Here is an 18149-nt window from a genome sequence, read left to right on the forward strand (position 1 = left end):
GTCAGCCTGCCATGAAGCCCGGGGTTACATCCCCGGCCTCCACTCTAGTTGGCCGGGGATTGAGCCGCCTCCAGTCCACCCTATTCGGGACCGGCGACAACTCGGTCATTCACTCATAACGTGCTCGTTGCGGGATACGTTTCCGCTCAGGTTTTGCCCTGAGCGAAATCGCCGCTCGCCGCCTCCCAGCCGTGGTCACCCGGTGAACGGCGGGACGAACTCGCACGGCACCCCGCGCGCATGCGCCGGATCCAGGACATTCAGGACGACTCGGGCGGTCTCCGCCCGGCTGTTCGGAAAAGTCCGAAGCGCAGCCGTCCTGCACCACGATATTCGTCGCATTCGGACCGGGCACGAAGCCGGCGCCGTCGGGAACGACGATCTCGTCGAGACCGGCCCTGATTTCGGTGCAGGTGATGCCGGGAACGCAGACGCCTTTCGGGTCCCGCAGGCAGGCCGAGTCGCGCGGCAGCTCGGCAGCTCGGCAGCTCGGTACAGGCCGTACACAGCGAACCGACCGCTGCCTGGAAGGCGGGTCCGTCGCCGCTTGACTGAAAGTGGGACCCGACGCCGAGCCGGTCGGCGAAGGCCGCCACATCCGCCCCACCGCCCGTATTGGTACCGCGCCAGGCCGGTGCGCCCCGGCCATCCCCCACCCTTGGGACCGAACGGCCAACCTGGAACACCACGCCGCTCATCCGCGAGATCGCGGTCCGCCTTGTCGGAATCGGTGTTCACATCCCAGCGCGCCGACGGCGGCGTGTTTCGGTTGGTTTCTACGCCAGGGAATGCGCGCCCGTCGGCTGTGGACCGCAGTGCCCGAATCCGTACTGCTGGGCCATGTTCGGCGTCCGGTACGGCTGACCGACGGTCTGCGAGTCGGCGCCCAGCACCGGCAAAGCGTATGAAACCTGCTGTGCACCAACAGAACCCGCGCGGCGCGCGTGCGGCCGTGCTGGATACCGCCACGAACACCGCGCCGGTCAGCACCAGAAGGGCCAGTGTGTGCAGGATCGTGCGGAGGACATTCCAACGGACCCAACCGGATTCGAAATCGGCGCGCACCCTTGCCAGGTCACCGATCCGGGACGGATCGCCCGCGGCGGCAAGTTGATCGTTCAGTGGCACATTCAATCCGGAGGTGACCGCGAAGGCGATCACATTGAGCGCCAGGGCGATACCGAGCCAGATCAAGGTGGTGTGGTGCTCGTTGCCGAGGTGCGGCGCACCCGCGAGGAAGGTGAAGCCGACGGTGCCGAGGAACCCGATCATGAACCACGGGTTGATGATGACCACATTGATCTTCTGCATCAGATCGATCATCGGGCGATCATCGGTGCGGTTCAGCGCGGGCATCACCGATATCGCGTAAGCGTATAAAAGCCCGCGATCAAGCCGGTTGCGAGCATGGCCGCCACCAACGCGGCGAGTCGTAGCGCGAACATGAATTTCTCCTGTCTCGAAACCCGGACCTGGTCCGATTTACTCGGTCCGGCCATGATTCAAGTACATCGGTAACCGCCGCAACCATCCATGGTTCAAGCGATCGGCACCCGAGCTGGCGTCCGCGCCCGCCGCGGTCACAAGTCTCGGTCGGAGATCAACCCACTCTGCATGGCCAAACCGGCCAGTCGGACCCTTTTCTGATTCTGTGGCAGATTTTCCACACCGAACTTGGCGAACAGTGCCCGCAGATGTGTCTTGATTGCATCGACACTCAGGAACAATTCCTCGGCGATCTGTTGATTCGAAGCCGGAGTCGCGAAACCCGCACCGTTCTTATATGGACGGCACAGCGCGACCAGTACCGCGCGCTGAGTGTCGGTCAGCGAACGCAGCGTGGGAATGGTGCCGGTCGAGGTCCGGGTCGCATCATCGACAACACCACCGAAATCGTGAAACGACACCAGCGACGTGCCGACTCGGATCCGATCGCCTGCCATCAGCCGCCGACGCCCGACCAGCCGCTCCCCGTTGATGAAGGTGCCGTTGCGGGACAGGCCGTCATCGACGATCGTCCAGTGCGCCCCGAGATATTCGACGGCCGCATGCAGCCGCGAGACCTCCGCGTCCCAGCGCAGCGCCAGATCGGCCTGCGGGGAACGTCCGATGGTGACGCGCTGCTGGTCCGGGGTGAGCATGAACTCCTGCTGCCGACCCGAGTCATCAGTGAATCGCAACAGCGATCCGACGAAACCAGTCACTGCGCCGATACCTCGTCTCTCCACACCGCCAGTGACGCTCTTCGCACAGTTCCATCGTGCCGCGTCCTGGTACCGCGAGCAAGATCGAGTCGACTCCCAGCCGTAGTCATATCGAAGACGTGCCACAAACGAAACCGCCGCCCGGGCGTCGCACGATTCGCCCGGGCGGCAGCTCGATTTAAATAAGAACTCAGCCCTTCGCAGCCTTGTTGTAAGCCTCGGTGATGTCGGCCGAGATACGACCCCGGGCGGACACCTTGTGTCCATTCCGACGCGCCCAATCGCGAATTGCCGCACTTTGTTCACGATCGATCGATACCCGACTCTTCGGACCACCGGGAGCCGCGGCTGCGGCCTTGACCCGCCGCCGACCACTCACCCGCCGAGCACTCGAAACCCACTCTTCCAAACCGTCGCGCAGCTTCGCCGCATTTGCCGACGACAGGTCGATCTCGTACGAAACACCGTCGATCGCAAACTCAATGGTCTCGTCCGCGATGGACTCACCATCGACATCGTCGATCAGGCTAACGGTGACCTTCTTTGCCATGAGATGAACGTCCTCTCGAAATCGTGCGACCCGCATACTAGGCCGATTACCCGAGGCAAGAATACCTCGAATTCGAAAAATTCCAAGACGAGGGTCGAACTATGCAATCCGATCGTCAGCGCGTGACCGGACGCACAATTGGGAACAGTATCGTTTCCCTGATTCCCAATCCCGTGAGTGCCATCAACAAGCGATCGATTCCCATACCCGTACCCGTTGTCGGAGGCATGCCGTGCTCCATCGCGGCGAGGAAGTCCTCGTCGAGTGCCATCGCTTCGTCATCACCTTGTGCGGCAAGCCGCGCTTGATCCGCGAACCGCTCGCGCTGGATCACCGGATCGACCAACTCCGAATAGCCAGTTGCCAACTCGAAGCCGCGCACATAGAGGTCCCACTTCTCGGTAACTCCAGGCTTGCTGCGATGCTGTCTGGTCAGCGGTGATGTCTCCACCGGGAAGTCGCGTACGAAAGTCGGGGCGTAGAGCTTGTCACCGTACTGGTGCTCCCACAGTTCTTCGACCAGTTTGCCGTGGCCATAGCCCTTGTCCTCGGGAATTTCTAGTCCGACCCGATCGGCGAGTGCGCGCAATTCCTCGATCGAAGTTTCCGGAGTCACCGATACACCCAGTGCATCCGACAGCGACGGATACATCTCGACCGTCGCCCACTCGCCGCGGAGATCGTATTCGGTGCCATCCGCAAGGGTTACTACCTGCGTGCCGAAGACCTCTCCAGCAACTTCCTGCACCAATTCCCGAATCATCCGCGCGGAGTCGTCGTAGGTGCCGTATGCCTCATAGGTTTCCAACATTGCGAACTCCGGCGAATGCGTGGAGTCCGACCCCTCGTTACGGAAGTTCCGGTTGATCTCGAAGACCTGCTCCAGGCCGCCGACCACACACCGCTTGAGGAACAGTTCAGGCGCAATTCGCAGGTAGAGATCGATATCGAGGGCATTTGAATGAGTGACGAACGGCCGCGCCGCCGCACCACCGTGCAGCGTCTGCAGCATCGGCGTCTCCACCTCGAGGAAGCCCCGGCGCTCGAGCGCGTTGCGCAGCGCGCGCACCACCGCGACCCTGGTTCTGGCCATTTCCCTGGCCTCGGGGCGCACGATCAGATCGACATACCGCTGCCGTACCCGCGACTCCTCGTTCATCTCCTTGTGCGCCACCGGCAGCGGCCGCAGGGCCTTGGCCGACATGGCCCAGGAATCGGCCATGACGCTCAATTCACCGGTCCGGGAGGAGATCACTTCGCCGTGCACGAATACGAAGTCTCCGAGGTCTACATCGGCCTTCCAGGCCGCCAGGGCGTCGGCTCCGACACCGTTGAGGCTGATCATCGCCTGCAGTTTGGTGCCGTCGCCCTCCTGCAGCGTCGCGAAACACAGCTTGCCGGTATTACGCATGAATATGACGCGCCCCACTACACCGACCTGTAGACCGGTCTGGGTGTCGGGCTCGAGTTCCGGATAGGCGTCCCGAATTTCGCCGAGAGTATGGGTACGCGGGACCACCACCGGATAGGCCTCACCGCCATCGGTGATCAACCGCTCGCGCTTCTCGCGCCGAATCCGCATCTGCTCCGGAACGTCGTCCGCGGCGGGCGCGGGACGGTTGGCTTGCCCCGCAGGAACCGAACCCGCGGAGCGACCGGATGAAGGCGTGTTCGGGTTGCTCACGTTCAACAACACTAGCGGGCACCGGAAATCGATTTGCGGGCCCCCGGCCAGGACCGAGCGGTAAGGAATCGGCGGCGGCCGGAACAGTCCGTGATGCCCAGTTTCGCGGCCTTGCCCGGCACCACGAAAAACGGGCGCGCTTCAGCAATCGTGCGAAAGCCGGTGCGCGCCCGTATGTTTCGAGATGGAACTGGTTCGGCCCGAATTTACAGTATTGCCAGCGCCTCGACCTCACGGGCGAAGTGCGGCGCCCGGACCCCGACACTGAGCAGACCGGCCGCCTTCAATGCCTGATAGCCACCGATCACATCGGTGGCCCGATGCAGACCGAGTTCCTGTAGCGCGGCCGCGGCGAGACTGGAGGTATAACCCTCCGAGCACACGACGATCCATTCCACATCGTGATCGGAGGCCAGCGCCAGCCGGGCCGAACTCGACGGGTCGAGACGCCATTCCAGGACATTGCGTTCGATCACCAGCGCGCCCGGTAGTGCGCCCTCACGTGCACGCTGCGCCTGCGGCCGGATATCGACCAGAATCGCGCCCCGATCGAGCGCCAGCGGCGTTTCGAAGGCATAGATCCGATTCAGGCGGGCCCGCGCGTTCTCGAGCATCTGATCGATGGTCAAACGGGTCATCACATATCACCTTCGGGCTGGTCGGTGAGTACAGTTCGGGAGCGCCGCAAGGTGCCGTGACCGGTCACCTCGTAATAGGACATAGCGGTGAGCGGCGGTGAATAAGCGTGCACGCTGAGCGTCGGTTCGAGCGGACCGACGGATTCCACGGCAGTGCCGTTTCGAGCGACCTGCAGGCAGTCGGCAGCGGCCGGTGCGCGCATCACATCGTGCACCCAGCCGATCGGGAACGAGGCCTGATCACCCGCGGTCAGGATGCGCTGGCGCAGTTCCGTTCCGTTCCAGCGGAATTCCGACAGCGCACCGCTCAGCACGGTCAATGCGCCGAGCGAACCGGCGTGGTCGTGCAATTCGGTGGATTTACCGGGAGTCCAGCTGATCAGCCAGACATCGACCTCGTCGTCGGAAAGCAGCCGGGTGGCCCAACGCTCATCGGTCGGCCAAATTCCATTGGCGGGCAACAGATGGTCGTAACGTCCCGCGAGTACGTCTTCGGCACCCTCGTCGGTCAACCGGAGCAGATCCGCGGGACGCAGTCGAGTGGGTAATGCGGAGGCGACGGCACGATCCAGCGGCGGGGTAGCCGACAGGGCATTACGTGCGGAATCGAGGGAAAGAACAGAAGAACGCATCAGCGAATCTCCAAGAGTATGTCAACGGTCGAGGGACTTGGTCAGCCTCGATCGGTCGAGGCAGGTCAGCCTCGACAACACTCCTGGGTGCTCACGCGGGAATACACGGCTGCGAGTGTAGCAGCGCGAAAAGCACCGGCAAAGCGGCCGGTCGTACGCGAGCTCGCCGGGTGGGCGTATCAAACACCCTTACGCCGCTGATTGCGCTCGTAGACCAGGCGCAATCCGGTCATTGTGAGATGCGGCTCGTGATGGTCGATCGTCTCCGATTCCGGCACGATCAACGGTGCGGTGTGACCGGTCGCGACCACCGCGACATCGTCACCGGCGAATGCGTCGAATTCATCGCGAATCCGATCGATCAGGCCGTCCACCAAACCGGCGAAGCCGAATATCGCACCGGATTGGATGGCCTCGACGGTGTTCTTGCCGACCACCGAACGCGGCCGTGCCAACTCGACCCGGCGCAATGCGGCCCGCTCGATGAGCGCCTCACTGGAGATCTCCACACCGGGTGCGAGCACACCGCCGAGAAATTCGCCCCTGGCCGACACCAGATCAACGGTGGTGGCCGTACCGAAATCCACGACTATCGCGGCCGTTCCGAAACGATGATGCGCGGCAAGGGTGTTCACGATGCGATCCGCACCGATTTCCTTCGGATTGTCGACCAGCAGCGGAATACCGGTTCGCACACCGGGTTCCACCACCACATGCGGCACGTTATCCCAATAGCGAGTGAGCATCGATCTGATCTCGCGCAGTACCGGTGGCACGGTGGACAACGCCGAAACTCCGACGATCTCCGCTACCTGCGCACCGACCAATCCGCGCACCTGCATCGCGAATTCGTCCGCGGTCAGCAACGGATTGGTGTGTATCCGCCAGTGCCGCACCAACTTCGCATGACTACCACTGCCCGAGAACAATCCGAGCTCGATGCTCGTATTCCGGACATCGATGGTCAGCAGCATCAGACGGTGGTCAGTGTGCGCGGGGTGACCAGACCGGAACCCTCCGGGGCATGCGCCGGATCGGAACCGAGATCGGTCGCACGATTGTGCTCATCGACGAAGACGACCTTCGGGGCATATTCCTTCAGCTCGGCCTCGTCCATCATGCCGTAGGCGATCAGGATGACCAGATCGCCGGGATGTACGAGATGGGCGGCGGCGCCATTGATGCCGATGACACCCGAACCGCGCTCACCGGCGATCACATAGGTTTCCAGGCGGGCGCCGTTATCGATGTCGACAATGCAGACCTGCTCGCCCTCGAGCAGATCGGCGGCGTCGAGCAGATCCTGGTCGACGGTCACCGAGCCGACATAGTGCAGATCGGCGTGGGTCACCGTGGCACGGTGGATCTTCGACTTCATCATGGTGCGTAACATCGTTGTCGCCCTTCCTAAATATCGGCCTGGGCAGGCTGGGAATCGGTCGCGGCGGTGCGCGAATCGGGAAGTGTGGGGTGGCCACCGTCGACGGGTGCGCCGAGCGCGACGGCCGTGTTATCGATCAGGCGCGTCGCGCCGACCCTTGCGGCGACGAGTAATCGCGCATTGCCGTTCGCGGGGGCGGGGCCGAGCGTGGACGACCGCAATTCGAGGTAGTCGACATCGATCCCGGGGGTCGCGTCGAGCACCGCGCGGGCGGCCGCCAGCACCGCATCCGCACCGAGCGCGCCCGCATGCCGACCGGCGGCCAGCGCCGCCGACAGGGCCAGCGCCGATTCCCGCTGCGCCGCATCGAGATACCGATTGCGCGAAGACAGCGCGAGACCGTCGGGTTCGCGAACCGTCGGCAGCGGCACGATCGCGACGTCCATATTCAGATCGCGCGCCATCTGACGGATCAGCGTGAGTTGCTGATAGTCCTTCTCGCCGAAGAACGCCTCGGTCGGACGCGCGATATTCAACAGTTTGGCGACCACCGTCAACATGCCCGCGAAATGCGTCGGGCGACTGGCCCCTTCGAGCTCGGCGCCGATCGGGCCGGGATGCACGGTGGTGCGCGGACCGCCCGGGTACATATCCGATGCACTCGGCGCGAATACCAGCTCCACGCCTTCGCTGCGCAGCAATTCGACATCGGCATCGAGGGTGCGCGGATATTTTTCCAGATCCTCGTTCGCGCCGAATTGCAGCGGATTCACGAAGATCGAGACGATGACCACCTGATTGGTCCGCTTGGCCCGGCGCACGATTTCGAGGTGCCCCTCGTGCAGTGCGCCCATGGTCGGCACCAGCCCGACAGTGCGGCCGACGCCGCGCAGTGCCTTGGAGACCGCGGCGATCACCTCGGGATCGTGGTGCACGGTCAGCTCGCCGCGCCGATACGCGCCGGGTCCGATACGCCGCTCGCGGGGCCCTCCATGGTTACCCAAGCTGCCTCCTCCAGGCAATGTCGGATCCATCATCGGCCTCCCCCCAGCAGCTCGATCAGAGCCGGATCGGCCTTGGCGCGCTCGGCCGTACGCAGTGACATGGCGCGATAGCCGGCGGCAAGACGAGTATCGACCGCCCCCAGAGCCGTCAGATGGGCGGCGACGGCATCCGCGTCACCACGCGCCACCGGACCGGTCAGCGCGGACTGGCCACGGCGCAGTGCATTGTCGAGGGCGGCGGAGGCCAAGGGGGCGAGCAGGCGCTCGGCCAGACCGTTGGGTTGATCGTCGACGATCTGCTGGCCGAGCAAGCCGGGTCCCGCCAGTGCGGCGCGCAATGCGTCGACCGCGTCCAGAACCACCGTGACCAGGTGATTACTGCCGTGTGCGAGGGCAGCGTGATAGAGCTGGCGATTTTCTTCCTCGACCCGGACCGGCTCGCCGCCCATTTCGATCACCAGCGATTGCGCGATGGCGAATCCGACTTCGTCTGCGGCGGTAATGCCGAAACAGGCATTGCCGAGGCGGGCGACATCTTCGTCATGTCCGGTGAAGGTCATTGCCGGATGGATGGCCAGCGGCAGTGCGCCGCACTCGGCCAGCGGGGCCAGCACACCGACGCCATTGGCACCGGAGGTGTGCGCGACGATGGTTCCGGCCCGGACCACACCCGCTGACGCGAGCCCGCGCACCAGCCCGGGCAGTTCGGCATCGGGTACAGCCAGCAGCAGCAGTTCGCTGCGTGCGGCCACATCCTCGACCGGCAGGATCTCGGATTCGGGTAGTCGAGTCCGGGCCCGATGCACCGAGGCATCGGATATGGCGGCGACGCCGAATACCACGTGTCCGGCGCGCTCGAGTGCCGAGCCGAGTGCGGAGCCGACGCGTCCCGCCGAGACGATTCCCACCGTCAGGCGTGCCGGGGCGGGGTCACCCGAAGCAGCATTGTCAGGGTTGACACTTCTCGAGGTCAACGTTGTCCTCTCGATATCGTTCCAGTCCCGGACCACCGGGTACCAGACGTTGCGCACCGAGAATATCGGCCCACGGTTCGCCGATGCCACGGGGCATCCGCGTGATTTACGCCGCAGTGTCTGATAGCCGCGCCTTCGGCGCGGCGGGTTCGCTCGTAAGACTCGCTCTCCGGGGTCCGGAGTGCGCAGCGCTCGATGCTGGGCGGGGATCAGCGGCCGCTGCGTCCCTTTTCTTCAGACTGCAGGTTGGCCATGATCTCGGCCACCGAAAGTCGGCGCGACGAATTGCCGGAGTCGACGTCCGTATCGACGCGACGACGGCGGCGCGAACCGGCGGTACCCAGGGACGCGACCGTGGTCCTCAGGTGTGGGGCGGGCTCCGAATTCGGAGGCGGGGTGTGCGGGTCCGGTGTCGAGAAGTCGTGCGCTTCGGCCTCGTACGGAGGCGGCTCCGGTGTCGGCAGACTCGGCGGCACGGTGTGCTCCAGCCGCTGCGGCCGGGACGGGACGCCGGTCTTCTCCGGATCCTCGGTGAACGCGTCGGCCCAGCCGGTAGTGGCGGCCAACGGGTCGGTGTCGCGCACATCCTCTGACTTGGCGTCGGCGAGCTCGGCGTCGTCGTCATCGTCGATGGAGACGACCGCGGTCTCCGCGGTCACCGGATCGTCGAAGGGGCTGGCGAACTGCGGGGCCTGCGGATGATTCGATTCGAAGACCGGAGTGAAGGTGCTACGAGATTGCTGGAACGCCGTGTCCAGCCAGCCATCGGCATTCGCCGAGCTATTGTTGGACGAATTTCCGAATGCGCTCGGCAGCTCGTGAATCCGGGTCGCATCGGCGCGCAACGCGGGCCGGTCCATCGGCAGATCACCGTCGAAGAGCCGCTGCAGACTCTCTCGGAGCACGGTGAGTTCGGCGCGCAGGGCGGCCATTTCGGTCGCCTCGGCACCCACCTCCGCGCGCACCCGCGCCTCGACGCCGAGCTCGTATTCGCGTCGGGCGGTCACCTCGCGTTCCAACTGGAGCTCGTAGACGGTCTGCAGGTCACGAACCTTGGCCTTATCGATCGTGGCTTCCTTTCGGTACCGCGTCGCAGCCAAAGCGCCGATGGCGGCCGCCCACAGCGCCGCCACCAAGCCGATCCGAACAAACTGCAGCCGGTCACTGAAAACCAGGAAAACGCTGGCAACCAGACCGAGCAGAATCAACGCACCGACGAATAATTTTCCCGCGTCGTCCCGCCGTCGACGAGAGGTGCTACTACGGGAGGGGGAAACCATGCACGCCAGGGTAGCTTGATCAGCCAGCCGCGCGCAGATTCCCGCCAGAAGATTCCGACAGCGTTACTTGCTAAGTAGTTGCCGGATCATCTGAAGGATCCTCGGGGGCCCGACAGCAATACTCGAGCCATAGTGCCGCAGCTACCAAAGCCACCCCTGCCAGCATCCCGACAATGGCGCCGGGACTATCCGCACCCGCCGCATTCAAGATGTCGCGCTGCGGAAAGACCCAGAAAAGGAAACCCAGCCAGACACCGGCGGCCAGCGAGCCGACCTGCGCGGACGCCTTCGCCAATGCGACCGCGCGGGCCGCGGTGATCGGATGCAGTTGATGGCTGCCGTCGCCGATCTGATGTTCATTGACCCGTGCGCGGATTACGAAGCCGAGCGCAACTTCGATCGCGGCCACCGGATAAAGCGATGCGCCCGCGTAAATCGAGATCGGCGGGAAACTGCCATAGGCCATCCGCGTGAGCAGCCACGCGATCAGTGCCGCGACAACGACATTCGCGATGAGATCGAATACCCGGGTCGGCTTCAGTTTCACGACACCGATCCCTCCGCGGCCGCGGACAGCACGAATTCGGTCGGCCGGACGCCCGCGCGTTCGGCCGCGTCGAGTTCGGCGAGCCACTCGCGCACCGGCCGCACAGTTCCCTCGACCTCTAGTTCCGCGTCCGGTTGCACATCCAGCCACGGGATAAGTACAAAAGCCCGGTTGTGCGCCTGCGGATGTGGCAGGGTCAATTCCGGATCATCGCTGCGACATATCACGCCGTTCTCGGCGCACCACACCACATCGACGTCGAGCGTGCGTGCACCCCAACGCACTTCGCGTACCCGCCCGGCGGCCTGTTCCAACCGCTGGCCGAAGCGCAGCCAATCGTGCGCGTCGAACTCCGGATCATCGACCAGGACAATGGCATTGAGATAGTCGTCCTGTTCGACGCCGCCCCACGGCGCGGTCGAATACACCGGCGACACCGCGACCACCCGTGGTCCGAGCCCGGCGACAGCGCTGCGCAGATGCGCGAGCCGATCGCCCAGATTCGAGCCGATCGACAAGACGGCGCGCGTCATGCCAGCACTCCCCGCTGCCGCGAGGTGACCACGCGGACATCGGCGAAAGTATGCGGAATCGGCGCGGACGGTTTGTGCACGACGACCTCGACCGCCTGGATGCGGGGATCGGCCATCACATCGTCGGCGATCTCGGCGACCACCCTTTCGATGAGATTGCGCGGCGGACCCTGGATTATCTGCACGGCGCGCTCGGCGAGGGCGCCGTAATCGATGGTGTTCGCGAGGTCGTCGGTGGCCGCGGCCGCGGCGAAATCGGTCCACACAGTCAAATCGACCAGGAATTCCTGGCCGTCGCGGCGCTCATAGTCGAAACAGCCGTGATAGCCGTAGGCGCGCAGGCCGCGTAACTCGATCCGATCCCGCTCCCGGCTACCGACCGTCATCGAATCGCTGTGCGCGGCTGCCGTCATGGCGTGGCTCCTCGGGTGCTTCGGGCGGCGCGCCGCCAAGCATCGGTCACTGCGATGGCATCCAGTGAGGTGCGCACATCGTGGACGCGGACGCCCCAGGCCCCGTGCAGGGCGGCCAGGGCCGATACCGTCGCGGTGGCGGTCTCTCTACCGTCGGGGGGGCGCGGGCCCGCGGCATCCGCGAGCAGAGCGCCGAGGAAACGTTTGCGGGAGGCGCCGATGAGTATCGGCAGCCCGTGGCCGACCAATTCGGGCAGCGCACCTAGCAGTGCCCAATTGTGTTCGGCGTTCTTGGCGAATCCGAGGCCGGGATCCAGCACCAGCCGGGACCGGTCCACACCGGCCGCCACGGCCGACTCCACCTGTGCGGTCAATTCGGCGAGCACCTCGGCGACCACATCGTCGTAGTGGTCGGCCGGACCGGTGTGCCGATAGTCCGCACTCGCCCGCCAATGCATGAGGATCCACGGAACCTCTGCTGCCGCAACGACTTTCATCATATTCGGATCGGCGCGGCCGCCGGAAACATCGTTGACGACCGAAACTCCGGCCGCGATCGCCGCTTCGGCGACACCGGCCCGCATAGTGTCCACACTGGTCGGCACACCGGCGGCGACCAAGCCGCGGATGACCGGAACCACCCGCGCGGCCTCGGTTTCCGGGTCGATCCGCGCCGCACCGGGCCGGGTCGACTCGCCACCGACATCGATGATGTCGGCGCCCGCCTCGTACAGCTCGATGCCGTGTGCGATGGCCAGGCCCGGATCCAGATAGTGGCCGCCATCGGAGAACGAATCGCTGGTGACGTTCACCACGCCCATGACCACGCAGGAGCGTCCGCCGCGAGCGATCGACCGCAGATCGCTCGAAATAGCATCGCGCGGCGCGGCACTGCTCCGGAGAGGATCGGGGGCGTGGGTCGACACCGCGCGGTGCCTCACTTCCGCAGGATCAGATCGAGGGCCTCGGCCCGCGACGCCGCGTTGGACTGCAGCAGACCGCGCACCGCGGAGGTGGTGGTGCTGGCACCGGGCTTGCGGATACCCCGCATGGCCATGCACAGGTGCTCGGCCTCGACCACGACGATGGCGCCGCGCGGATCCAGTTTGCGCATGACGGCATCGACGATCTGACTGGTGAGCCGCTCCTGCACCTGCGGACGCTTGGCATACAGATCGACCAGCCTGGCCAGTTTGGACAGACCGGTCACCCGGCCGTGCGAGCCGGGAATGTAGCCGACGTGCGCGACGCCGTGGAAGGACACCAGATGGTGTTCACAGGTCGAGTACAGCGGGATATCGCGAACCAGCACCAACTCCTGGTGCCCCTCGTCGAAGGTGGTGTTCAGGACCGAATCCGGCTCCAGGTAGAGCCCGGCGAACATCTCCCGATAGGCGCGGGCGACACGGGCCGGCGTATCGATCAGGCCGGGTCGGTCCGGATCCTCGCCGACCGCGATCAGCAATTCGCGGATCGCCGCTTCAGCGCGGGGCTGATCGAATGGGCGGCCGGTCTCCAGTGCGATCAAATCCGGCTCAGCCGGGCCCGCTCCGTTGTACCTGGCATTATCCGCTTCGTCGAATTCGTCGAAAGCGCTGGCATTCACAACGGCACCACCGTTCACAGAGCCGGGGCCACCGACGTGATTGTTGACCGACAATCGAGGACACCTCCAAAATCTCGGGTGCGAGCGATTACCCCGCGCCCAGATGGTCGAGCCTAATCGGCACGTATCAGTGCCGACCGCTCGGACCATCCCAATCGTGGTTCTCGCCCTCGTTATTCCCAGCGCCGTTGTTATTCCCGGTGCTGTTGGCGGGCTCGTCGTAGGCGTCGTGGCCGCGGCCGGGCTGACCCCAAGGCTGCTGCGGCTGCGAATAACCGTGGCGGGGCTGCGGCTCACCCTGCCAGCCGCCGTAGCCAGGCTGACCCGACTGCTGCTGTGGCTCATCGGGCGGCGGCCAACCCGGCGCCGACCAACCGGCCGGGGCACCGTAATCCGGTCGCGACCCGTGCGTCGCGCCCTGACGCGGGTAGGCCGGCGACGGCGCCTTCGGCAACGGGTAACCGGTCGCGGGCGGCTGGGCGTAGCCGCCATAGCGCGGTTCCTGGTAACCGCCGTCCGGATAGCCGTTGGTCCCGGCGGATTCGCGCTGCGGCAGCTTCGGCCGCGGCGGCTCCTGCGGTGGCCACGGCTCGCCGCGTTCGGCGGCCAATTCGCCCGGAGTCTTCACCGGCGGCTTATCCGAGGGCACGCGCTCGCCGAAATCGTTGAACGCGGTGATGCGCGGTCGCTTATCCACCGCGGCGAGGATCTCCTCGAGATCCTTGCGGTGCAGGGTCTCCCGCTCCAGCAGCGCCGTGGCGAGCACATCGAGCACATCGCGGTACTCGTTGAGAATGGCCCACGCCTCGGTGTGCGCGGCCTCGATCAGGTTGCGCACCTCCTCGTCGATGGCACCAGCGACCTCGTGCGAGTAGTCCGACCCCATGCCCATCGAACGACCGAGGAATGGATCACCCTGCTCCTGGCCGTAGCGCACCGCACCCAGGCGCGCGCTCATGCCGTATTCGGTAACCATCGCGCGTGCGATCTTGGTGGCCTGGTCGATATCCGAGGACGCACCCGTGGTCGGCTCGTGGAACACCAGTTCCTCGGCCGCGCGGCCGCCCATCGCCATGACCAGGCGGGCGATCATCTCCGAGCGGGTCATCAGACCCTTGTCGTCCTCGGGCACCGTCATGGCGTGGCCACCGGTGCGGCCGCGGGCCAGGATGGTCACCTTGTATACCGGCTCGATATCCGGCATCGCCCAGGCTGCCAGGGTGTGGCCGCCCTCGTGGTAGGCGGTGATCTTCTTCTCGTGCTCGCTGATGATGCGGCTCTTGCGGCGCGGCCCGCCGATGACGCGGTCCACCGATTCCTCGAGCTGCTCGCCGGTGATCACCGCGCCGTTCTCGCGGGCGGTGAGCAGGGCGGCCTCGTTGACGACATTGGCCAGATCCGCACCCGACATGCCGACGGTGCGCTTTGCCAGACCGTCGAGATCGGCCTCGGGCGAGATCGGCTTGCCCTGCGAATGCACCCGCAGAATGGCGCGGCGACCGGCCAGATCCGGATTGCTGACCGGGATCTGCCGGTCGAAGCGACCCGGCCGCAGCAGCGCCGGATCGAGGATGTCGGGGCGGTTGGTCGCGGCGATCAGGATGATGCCGGTGCGATCGCCGAAGCCATCCATCTCGACCAGCAGTTGGTTCAGGGTCTGCTCGCGCTCGTCGTGACCACCGCCGAGCCCCGCGCCGCGCTGGCGGCCGACCGCGTCGATCTCGTCGACGAAGATGATGCAGGGGCTGTTCTGCTTGGCCTGTTCGAACAGGTCGCGCACGCGGGAGGCACCGACACCGACGAACATTTCGACGAAGTCCGAACCGGAGATGGTGAAGAACGGTACCCCGGCCTCGCCCGCAACGGCACGCGCGAGCAGGGTCTTACCGGTACCGGGCGGACCGTAGAGCAACACGCCCTTCGGGATCTTCGCGCCGAGCGCCTGGTAGCGGACCGGATTCTGCAGGAAGTCCTTGATTTCGTAGAGCTCTTCGACGGCCTCGTCGGCGCCGGCCACATCCGCGAAGGTGGTCTTGGGCATATCCTTGGTCAGCTGTTTGGCCTTCGATTTACCGAAGCCCATCATGCCGCCGCGACCACCGCCCTGCATGCGCGACATCACGAAGATGAACAGGCCGAGCAAGATCACCATCGGCAGCACGAACAGCAGGATCTGGGTGAACCAGCTGTCCTGCTTGACCACGGTGTTGAACGGGGCGCCGGACTTCTGCACGGCATCGAAGACCTGGTTGGAAGTCTCACTGCCGCCCGGATACTTGGCGATGATCTTCTTCGAACCGGAGGTGGCGTCGTTCCCGTTGTTCAGCTCGATACGCAGCTGCTGCTCGCGATCGTCGATCTGGACGTTCTTGACGTTGCTCTTGTCGTTCAGCTGACTCAACGCCACCGAGGTATCGACGCTCTTCCAGCCGCGCGTGTCATTGCCGAAATAGCTGAACGCATAGATCACGAGCAAAATGCCCGAGACTATGGCCAGGGTGCGAAACACAGTCTTGCGGTTCATAGAGCGTAGGCCGGGCGGCCAGTCCTTTCCGGTGTCTCCGGTGCATGCCTAGCGTGGCGTTGGGCGCGTCCCGTCCGGTAGTTCGGATGCGGACATGCCACGTTACCGCGTACGGTCTAGTCGATACATCGCGCAGTTCGGCAGCTGGTGTAGTTCGACAGGTAAACGGTCAGGGAACGTCCGTGGTTCCCGAAGTCTCCGGTCGGGTTACGCCAAGTGGTCACAATCATGTCATGTTCGGCCTATCGTGAGCGACGACACATAGCCGCGGTGCGATCGACGGGCCCGAAAGCGGTAGCTTGCGTAACCACGTAGGGCCCCGGGAGCACCGCGAATCAAACAGAGCGCAGGGGGTATGGACATAGTTGAGCTACGGACACCCACAGCGATACTGCGGCACGGCCGTGGACGACTGATCGTTCTACGCCCGGGCAGCGACGGTGAGCGCGTTCTGGATGTGCCGGTCACCGACCTGCTCAAAGTTCGGCTGAACCGCCGCGCCGACGATGCGGTCGTCATCGAGATCTATCTGCGCTATCCCACGCCCGTACTGACCGGCGTGCCCGCCGACCGCACCCCGTTACCGGTACTGATAGCCGAACACGATTTCCCCGCGGCCGCCGAAATAGTCGAGCGCATCAACGATCAGATCCTGGCCGGCCAGCGCCTCGATGTGGCCGCACCCGATCTACGGCCGCCTGCCCCGCAGTGGGGTCAGAACGGACCGACGCGAGCCGACGTCGATCGAGCCGTGCGGCGAATGGCACCCAAGCGCGAGGCCAAGGCGGCGATCGCCGCGCTGCATCGCTACGTCACCATCGACGAATATGTACTGGAGACCGCCATCGCCGTGGCGCGTCCACCGGCGGGCACCGGCTCCGGCCTGCTGGCCGCGACCACCGGACGGTTGCTGTTCATCTCCATCGGCCCCGGCGAACGGTACGCGCACGAACTACCCATTCCGGTCATCATGTGGGCGCGCACCACCGAGGGCGCCGTGACGGCACCCGGTGAGATCGGCTCGGTGCGGGGCGCGACCGGTATCGATGTGCACGACGGGAACATCACGTTGCATTTCACCGGCACCGACCGGGCTGATACCGAGCGCGTCACCTGCGCGGTGAATTTCGCCGTCCGGCGCGATTCGGCCGACGGCGCCGCGGGGCCGGCCGATCCAGGTGTCTCCCAGCTCTATTCCGAATGGGAATTGCTGGTGGAGCGGCATTCCCTGGGCATGGTCGATGACGGACAATTCCAGCGCTACGGCCGTGGAATTCTGCGCTCACTCCCCGACGGGAACTGATTGCAGCGTGATCCGCCGCCACGGGCTGGTCGGACGCAACCACAGGCGCAGCAGTTCCATGCGCCGATCAACGCCGCCGTCCTTGAGTTCGGCCAGATCCTCGCAGGCCTGCCAATAGGTCCAGCCGGTCAGGTAGGCATCGCCGAATTGGCGCCAATTCTGGTATTTGCGCTGGGCCAGCGGCAGGGCCCGCATCAGATAGTCCCAGGCCACCTCGGCGTCGAGATAGCCGGCGGTGAAGGCCATTCGGGCCACCGCGACCACCCGGGCCAGATCCCAGGCGTGGATATCGCTCGGCAGCGGACGGGCCAGATGATCGGTGAAACCGATTTTGATCGCCTGCGACCAGATGTCGTAATCGCGGACCAGCGCCTCCGGATTGTCCATCCCCCGGAACGAGCCGACCTGACGCAGAAACGCCCGATGCCGATCGGCCCGCTCACCGAACCGGTCGCGCTCGCTGGCGTTGATCGATGCCATGACGAGCGGATGCACCATCGCGTATAGCGGCGCGTGCATTCCTTCGAGGAGTTGCTCCATGGAGGCCCGCGCCTCGGCGCCGTCGGTGATGCCCCACGCGCCGGTGAGCGTATCGATGGCGAGTTCGCGCCGGTCACCGAGCGGATGGTCGCGCTCGGGGCCGAGCAGGAGCGCGTCGTGGAAGGCATCCCAGCGCGCCGCGTAGAAGCCGCCGAGCGCGAGCGCGCGCAGCTCGTCATCCGATACCGCCGCGCCGGACCAATGGTCCTCTTCCCGCTTGTCGAGCTCTTCGTAGGGGAATGTTGTCAAGGTGGGTACACCGCGGACAGGCATATCCCGATTGTTCCCCATCGATCTTGGATGAACCTGTGTATTCGCCGGGCTTTGTCGGATTGG

Annotated in this window: 19 protein-coding genes; 1 reads left to right on the forward strand and 18 read right to left on the reverse strand. The window is 65.1% G+C overall.

Features of this window, described 5'->3' with window-relative positions; all coding sequences use genetic code 11:
* Positions 1-195 precede the first annotated feature (195 nt).
* The 17 genes from ACW2Q0_RS12025 to ftsH form a co-directional block, all read right to left on the reverse strand.
* Positions 196-1356, reverse strand: a complete 1161-nt coding sequence (locus ACW2Q0_RS12025) for an anthrone oxygenase family protein (protein ID WP_457189256.1) — start codon at positions 1354-1356, stop codon at positions 196-198.
* Between the two features lie 224 nt (positions 1357-1580).
* The gene (locus ACW2Q0_RS12030; RefSeq protein WP_457189496.1) at positions 1581-2141 is read right to left on the reverse strand and encodes an FHA domain-containing protein; all 561 of its coding nucleotides are present in this window, start codon (positions 2139-2141) and stop codon (positions 1581-1583) included.
* A 253-nt stretch (positions 2142-2394) separates the two neighbouring features.
* Positions 2395-2754, reverse strand: coding sequence for a histone-like nucleoid-structuring protein Lsr2 (locus ACW2Q0_RS12035; RefSeq protein ID WP_364392867.1), 360 nt, complete (start codon positions 2752-2754; stop codon positions 2395-2397).
* A gap of 115 nt (positions 2755-2869) precedes the next feature.
* On the reverse strand, positions 2870-4336 hold the full coding sequence (lysS, locus tag ACW2Q0_RS12040; RefSeq protein WP_457189499.1) for a lysine--tRNA ligase: 1467 nt from the start codon (positions 4334-4336) through the stop codon (positions 2870-2872).
* A gap of 308 nt (positions 4337-4644) precedes the next feature.
* Positions 4645-5067 carry a rhodanese-like domain-containing protein gene (locus ACW2Q0_RS12045; RefSeq protein ID WP_457189501.1) on the reverse strand — a complete coding sequence of 141 codons (423 nt, stop codon included), beginning with the start codon at positions 5065-5067 and terminating at the stop codon, positions 4645-4647.
* 8 nt (positions 5068-5075) lie between these two features.
* Positions 5076-5708: a cysteine dioxygenase gene (locus tag ACW2Q0_RS12050; protein WP_457189259.1), complete on the reverse strand. Its 633-nt coding sequence runs from the start codon at positions 5706-5708 to the stop codon at positions 5076-5078.
* A 179-nt stretch (positions 5709-5887) separates the two neighbouring features.
* Positions 5888-6682 carry a type III pantothenate kinase gene (locus tag ACW2Q0_RS12055; protein ID WP_457189261.1) on the reverse strand — a complete coding sequence of 265 codons (795 nt, stop codon included), beginning with the start codon at positions 6680-6682 and terminating at the stop codon, positions 5888-5890.
* Positions 6682-7101, reverse strand: coding sequence for an aspartate 1-decarboxylase (panD, locus tag ACW2Q0_RS12060; RefSeq protein WP_457189263.1), 420 nt, complete (start codon positions 7099-7101; stop codon positions 6682-6684). Before panD ends, ACW2Q0_RS12055 begins: the two co-directional genes overlap by 1 nt.
* Positions 7102-7115: 14 nt before the next feature.
* Positions 7116-8093, reverse strand: a complete 978-nt coding sequence (gene panC / locus ACW2Q0_RS12065) for a pantoate--beta-alanine ligase (protein ID WP_457189265.1) — start codon at positions 8091-8093, stop codon at positions 7116-7118.
* A 29-nt stretch (positions 8094-8122) separates the two neighbouring features.
* On the reverse strand, positions 8123-9067 hold the full coding sequence (locus ACW2Q0_RS12070) for a Rossmann-like and DUF2520 domain-containing protein (protein WP_457189267.1): 945 nt from the start codon (positions 9065-9067) through the stop codon (positions 8123-8125).
* 209 nt (positions 9068-9276) lie between these two features.
* Complete coding sequence (locus ACW2Q0_RS12075) at positions 9277-10347, reverse strand: DUF6779 domain-containing protein (RefSeq protein ID WP_457189269.1); 1071 nt, start codon at positions 10345-10347, stop codon at positions 9277-9279.
* A gap of 70 nt (positions 10348-10417) precedes the next feature.
* A complete protein-coding gene (locus ACW2Q0_RS12080) occupies positions 10418-10888 on the reverse strand; it encodes a DUF3180 domain-containing protein (RefSeq protein ID WP_457189503.1) in 471 nt (156 codons plus the stop codon).
* Between the two features lie 2 nt (positions 10889-10890).
* Complete coding sequence (gene folK / locus ACW2Q0_RS12085; RefSeq protein WP_457189271.1) at positions 10891-11427, reverse strand: 2-amino-4-hydroxy-6-hydroxymethyldihydropteridine diphosphokinase; 537 nt, start codon at positions 11425-11427, stop codon at positions 10891-10893.
* Positions 11424-11840 carry a dihydroneopterin aldolase gene (gene folB, locus ACW2Q0_RS12090; protein WP_457189273.1) on the reverse strand — a complete coding sequence of 139 codons (417 nt, stop codon included), beginning with the start codon at positions 11838-11840 and terminating at the stop codon, positions 11424-11426. The genes folK and folB overlap by 4 nt, the downstream gene beginning before the upstream one ends.
* Positions 11837-12661 (reverse strand): dihydropteroate synthase, encoded by an 825-nt coding sequence (gene folP, locus ACW2Q0_RS12095; protein ID WP_457189505.1) that lies wholly within the window; start codon positions 12659-12661, stop codon positions 11837-11839. The genes folB and folP overlap by 4 nt, the downstream gene beginning before the upstream one ends.
* A gap of 116 nt (positions 12662-12777) precedes the next feature.
* Positions 12778-13368, reverse strand: coding sequence for a GTP cyclohydrolase I FolE (gene folE / locus ACW2Q0_RS12100; protein WP_457189507.1), 591 nt, complete (start codon positions 13366-13368; stop codon positions 12778-12780).
* A gap of 205 nt (positions 13369-13573) precedes the next feature.
* A complete protein-coding gene (gene ftsH, locus ACW2Q0_RS12105) occupies positions 13574-15970 on the reverse strand; it encodes an ATP-dependent zinc metalloprotease FtsH (protein WP_457189275.1) in 2397 nt (798 codons plus the stop codon).
* Between the two features lie 355 nt (positions 15971-16325).
* On the opposite strand from ftsH, the gene ACW2Q0_RS12110 reads away from it, so the two are divergent.
* Positions 16326-17273 (forward strand): hypothetical protein, encoded by a 948-nt coding sequence (locus ACW2Q0_RS12110; RefSeq protein ID WP_457189277.1) that lies wholly within the window; start codon positions 16326-16328, stop codon positions 17271-17273.
* Here ACW2Q0_RS12110 and ACW2Q0_RS12115 read toward each other — a convergent pair.
* Entirely contained in the window at positions 17253-18086 is an 834-nt protein-coding gene (locus tag ACW2Q0_RS12115; RefSeq protein WP_457189279.1) for a DUF1266 domain-containing protein, read from the reverse strand. The two genes, ACW2Q0_RS12110 and ACW2Q0_RS12115, sit on opposite strands and share 21 nt — an antisense overlap.
* Positions 18087-18149 lie beyond the last annotated feature (63 nt).

Source organism: Nocardia citri, from assembly GCF_054065835.1.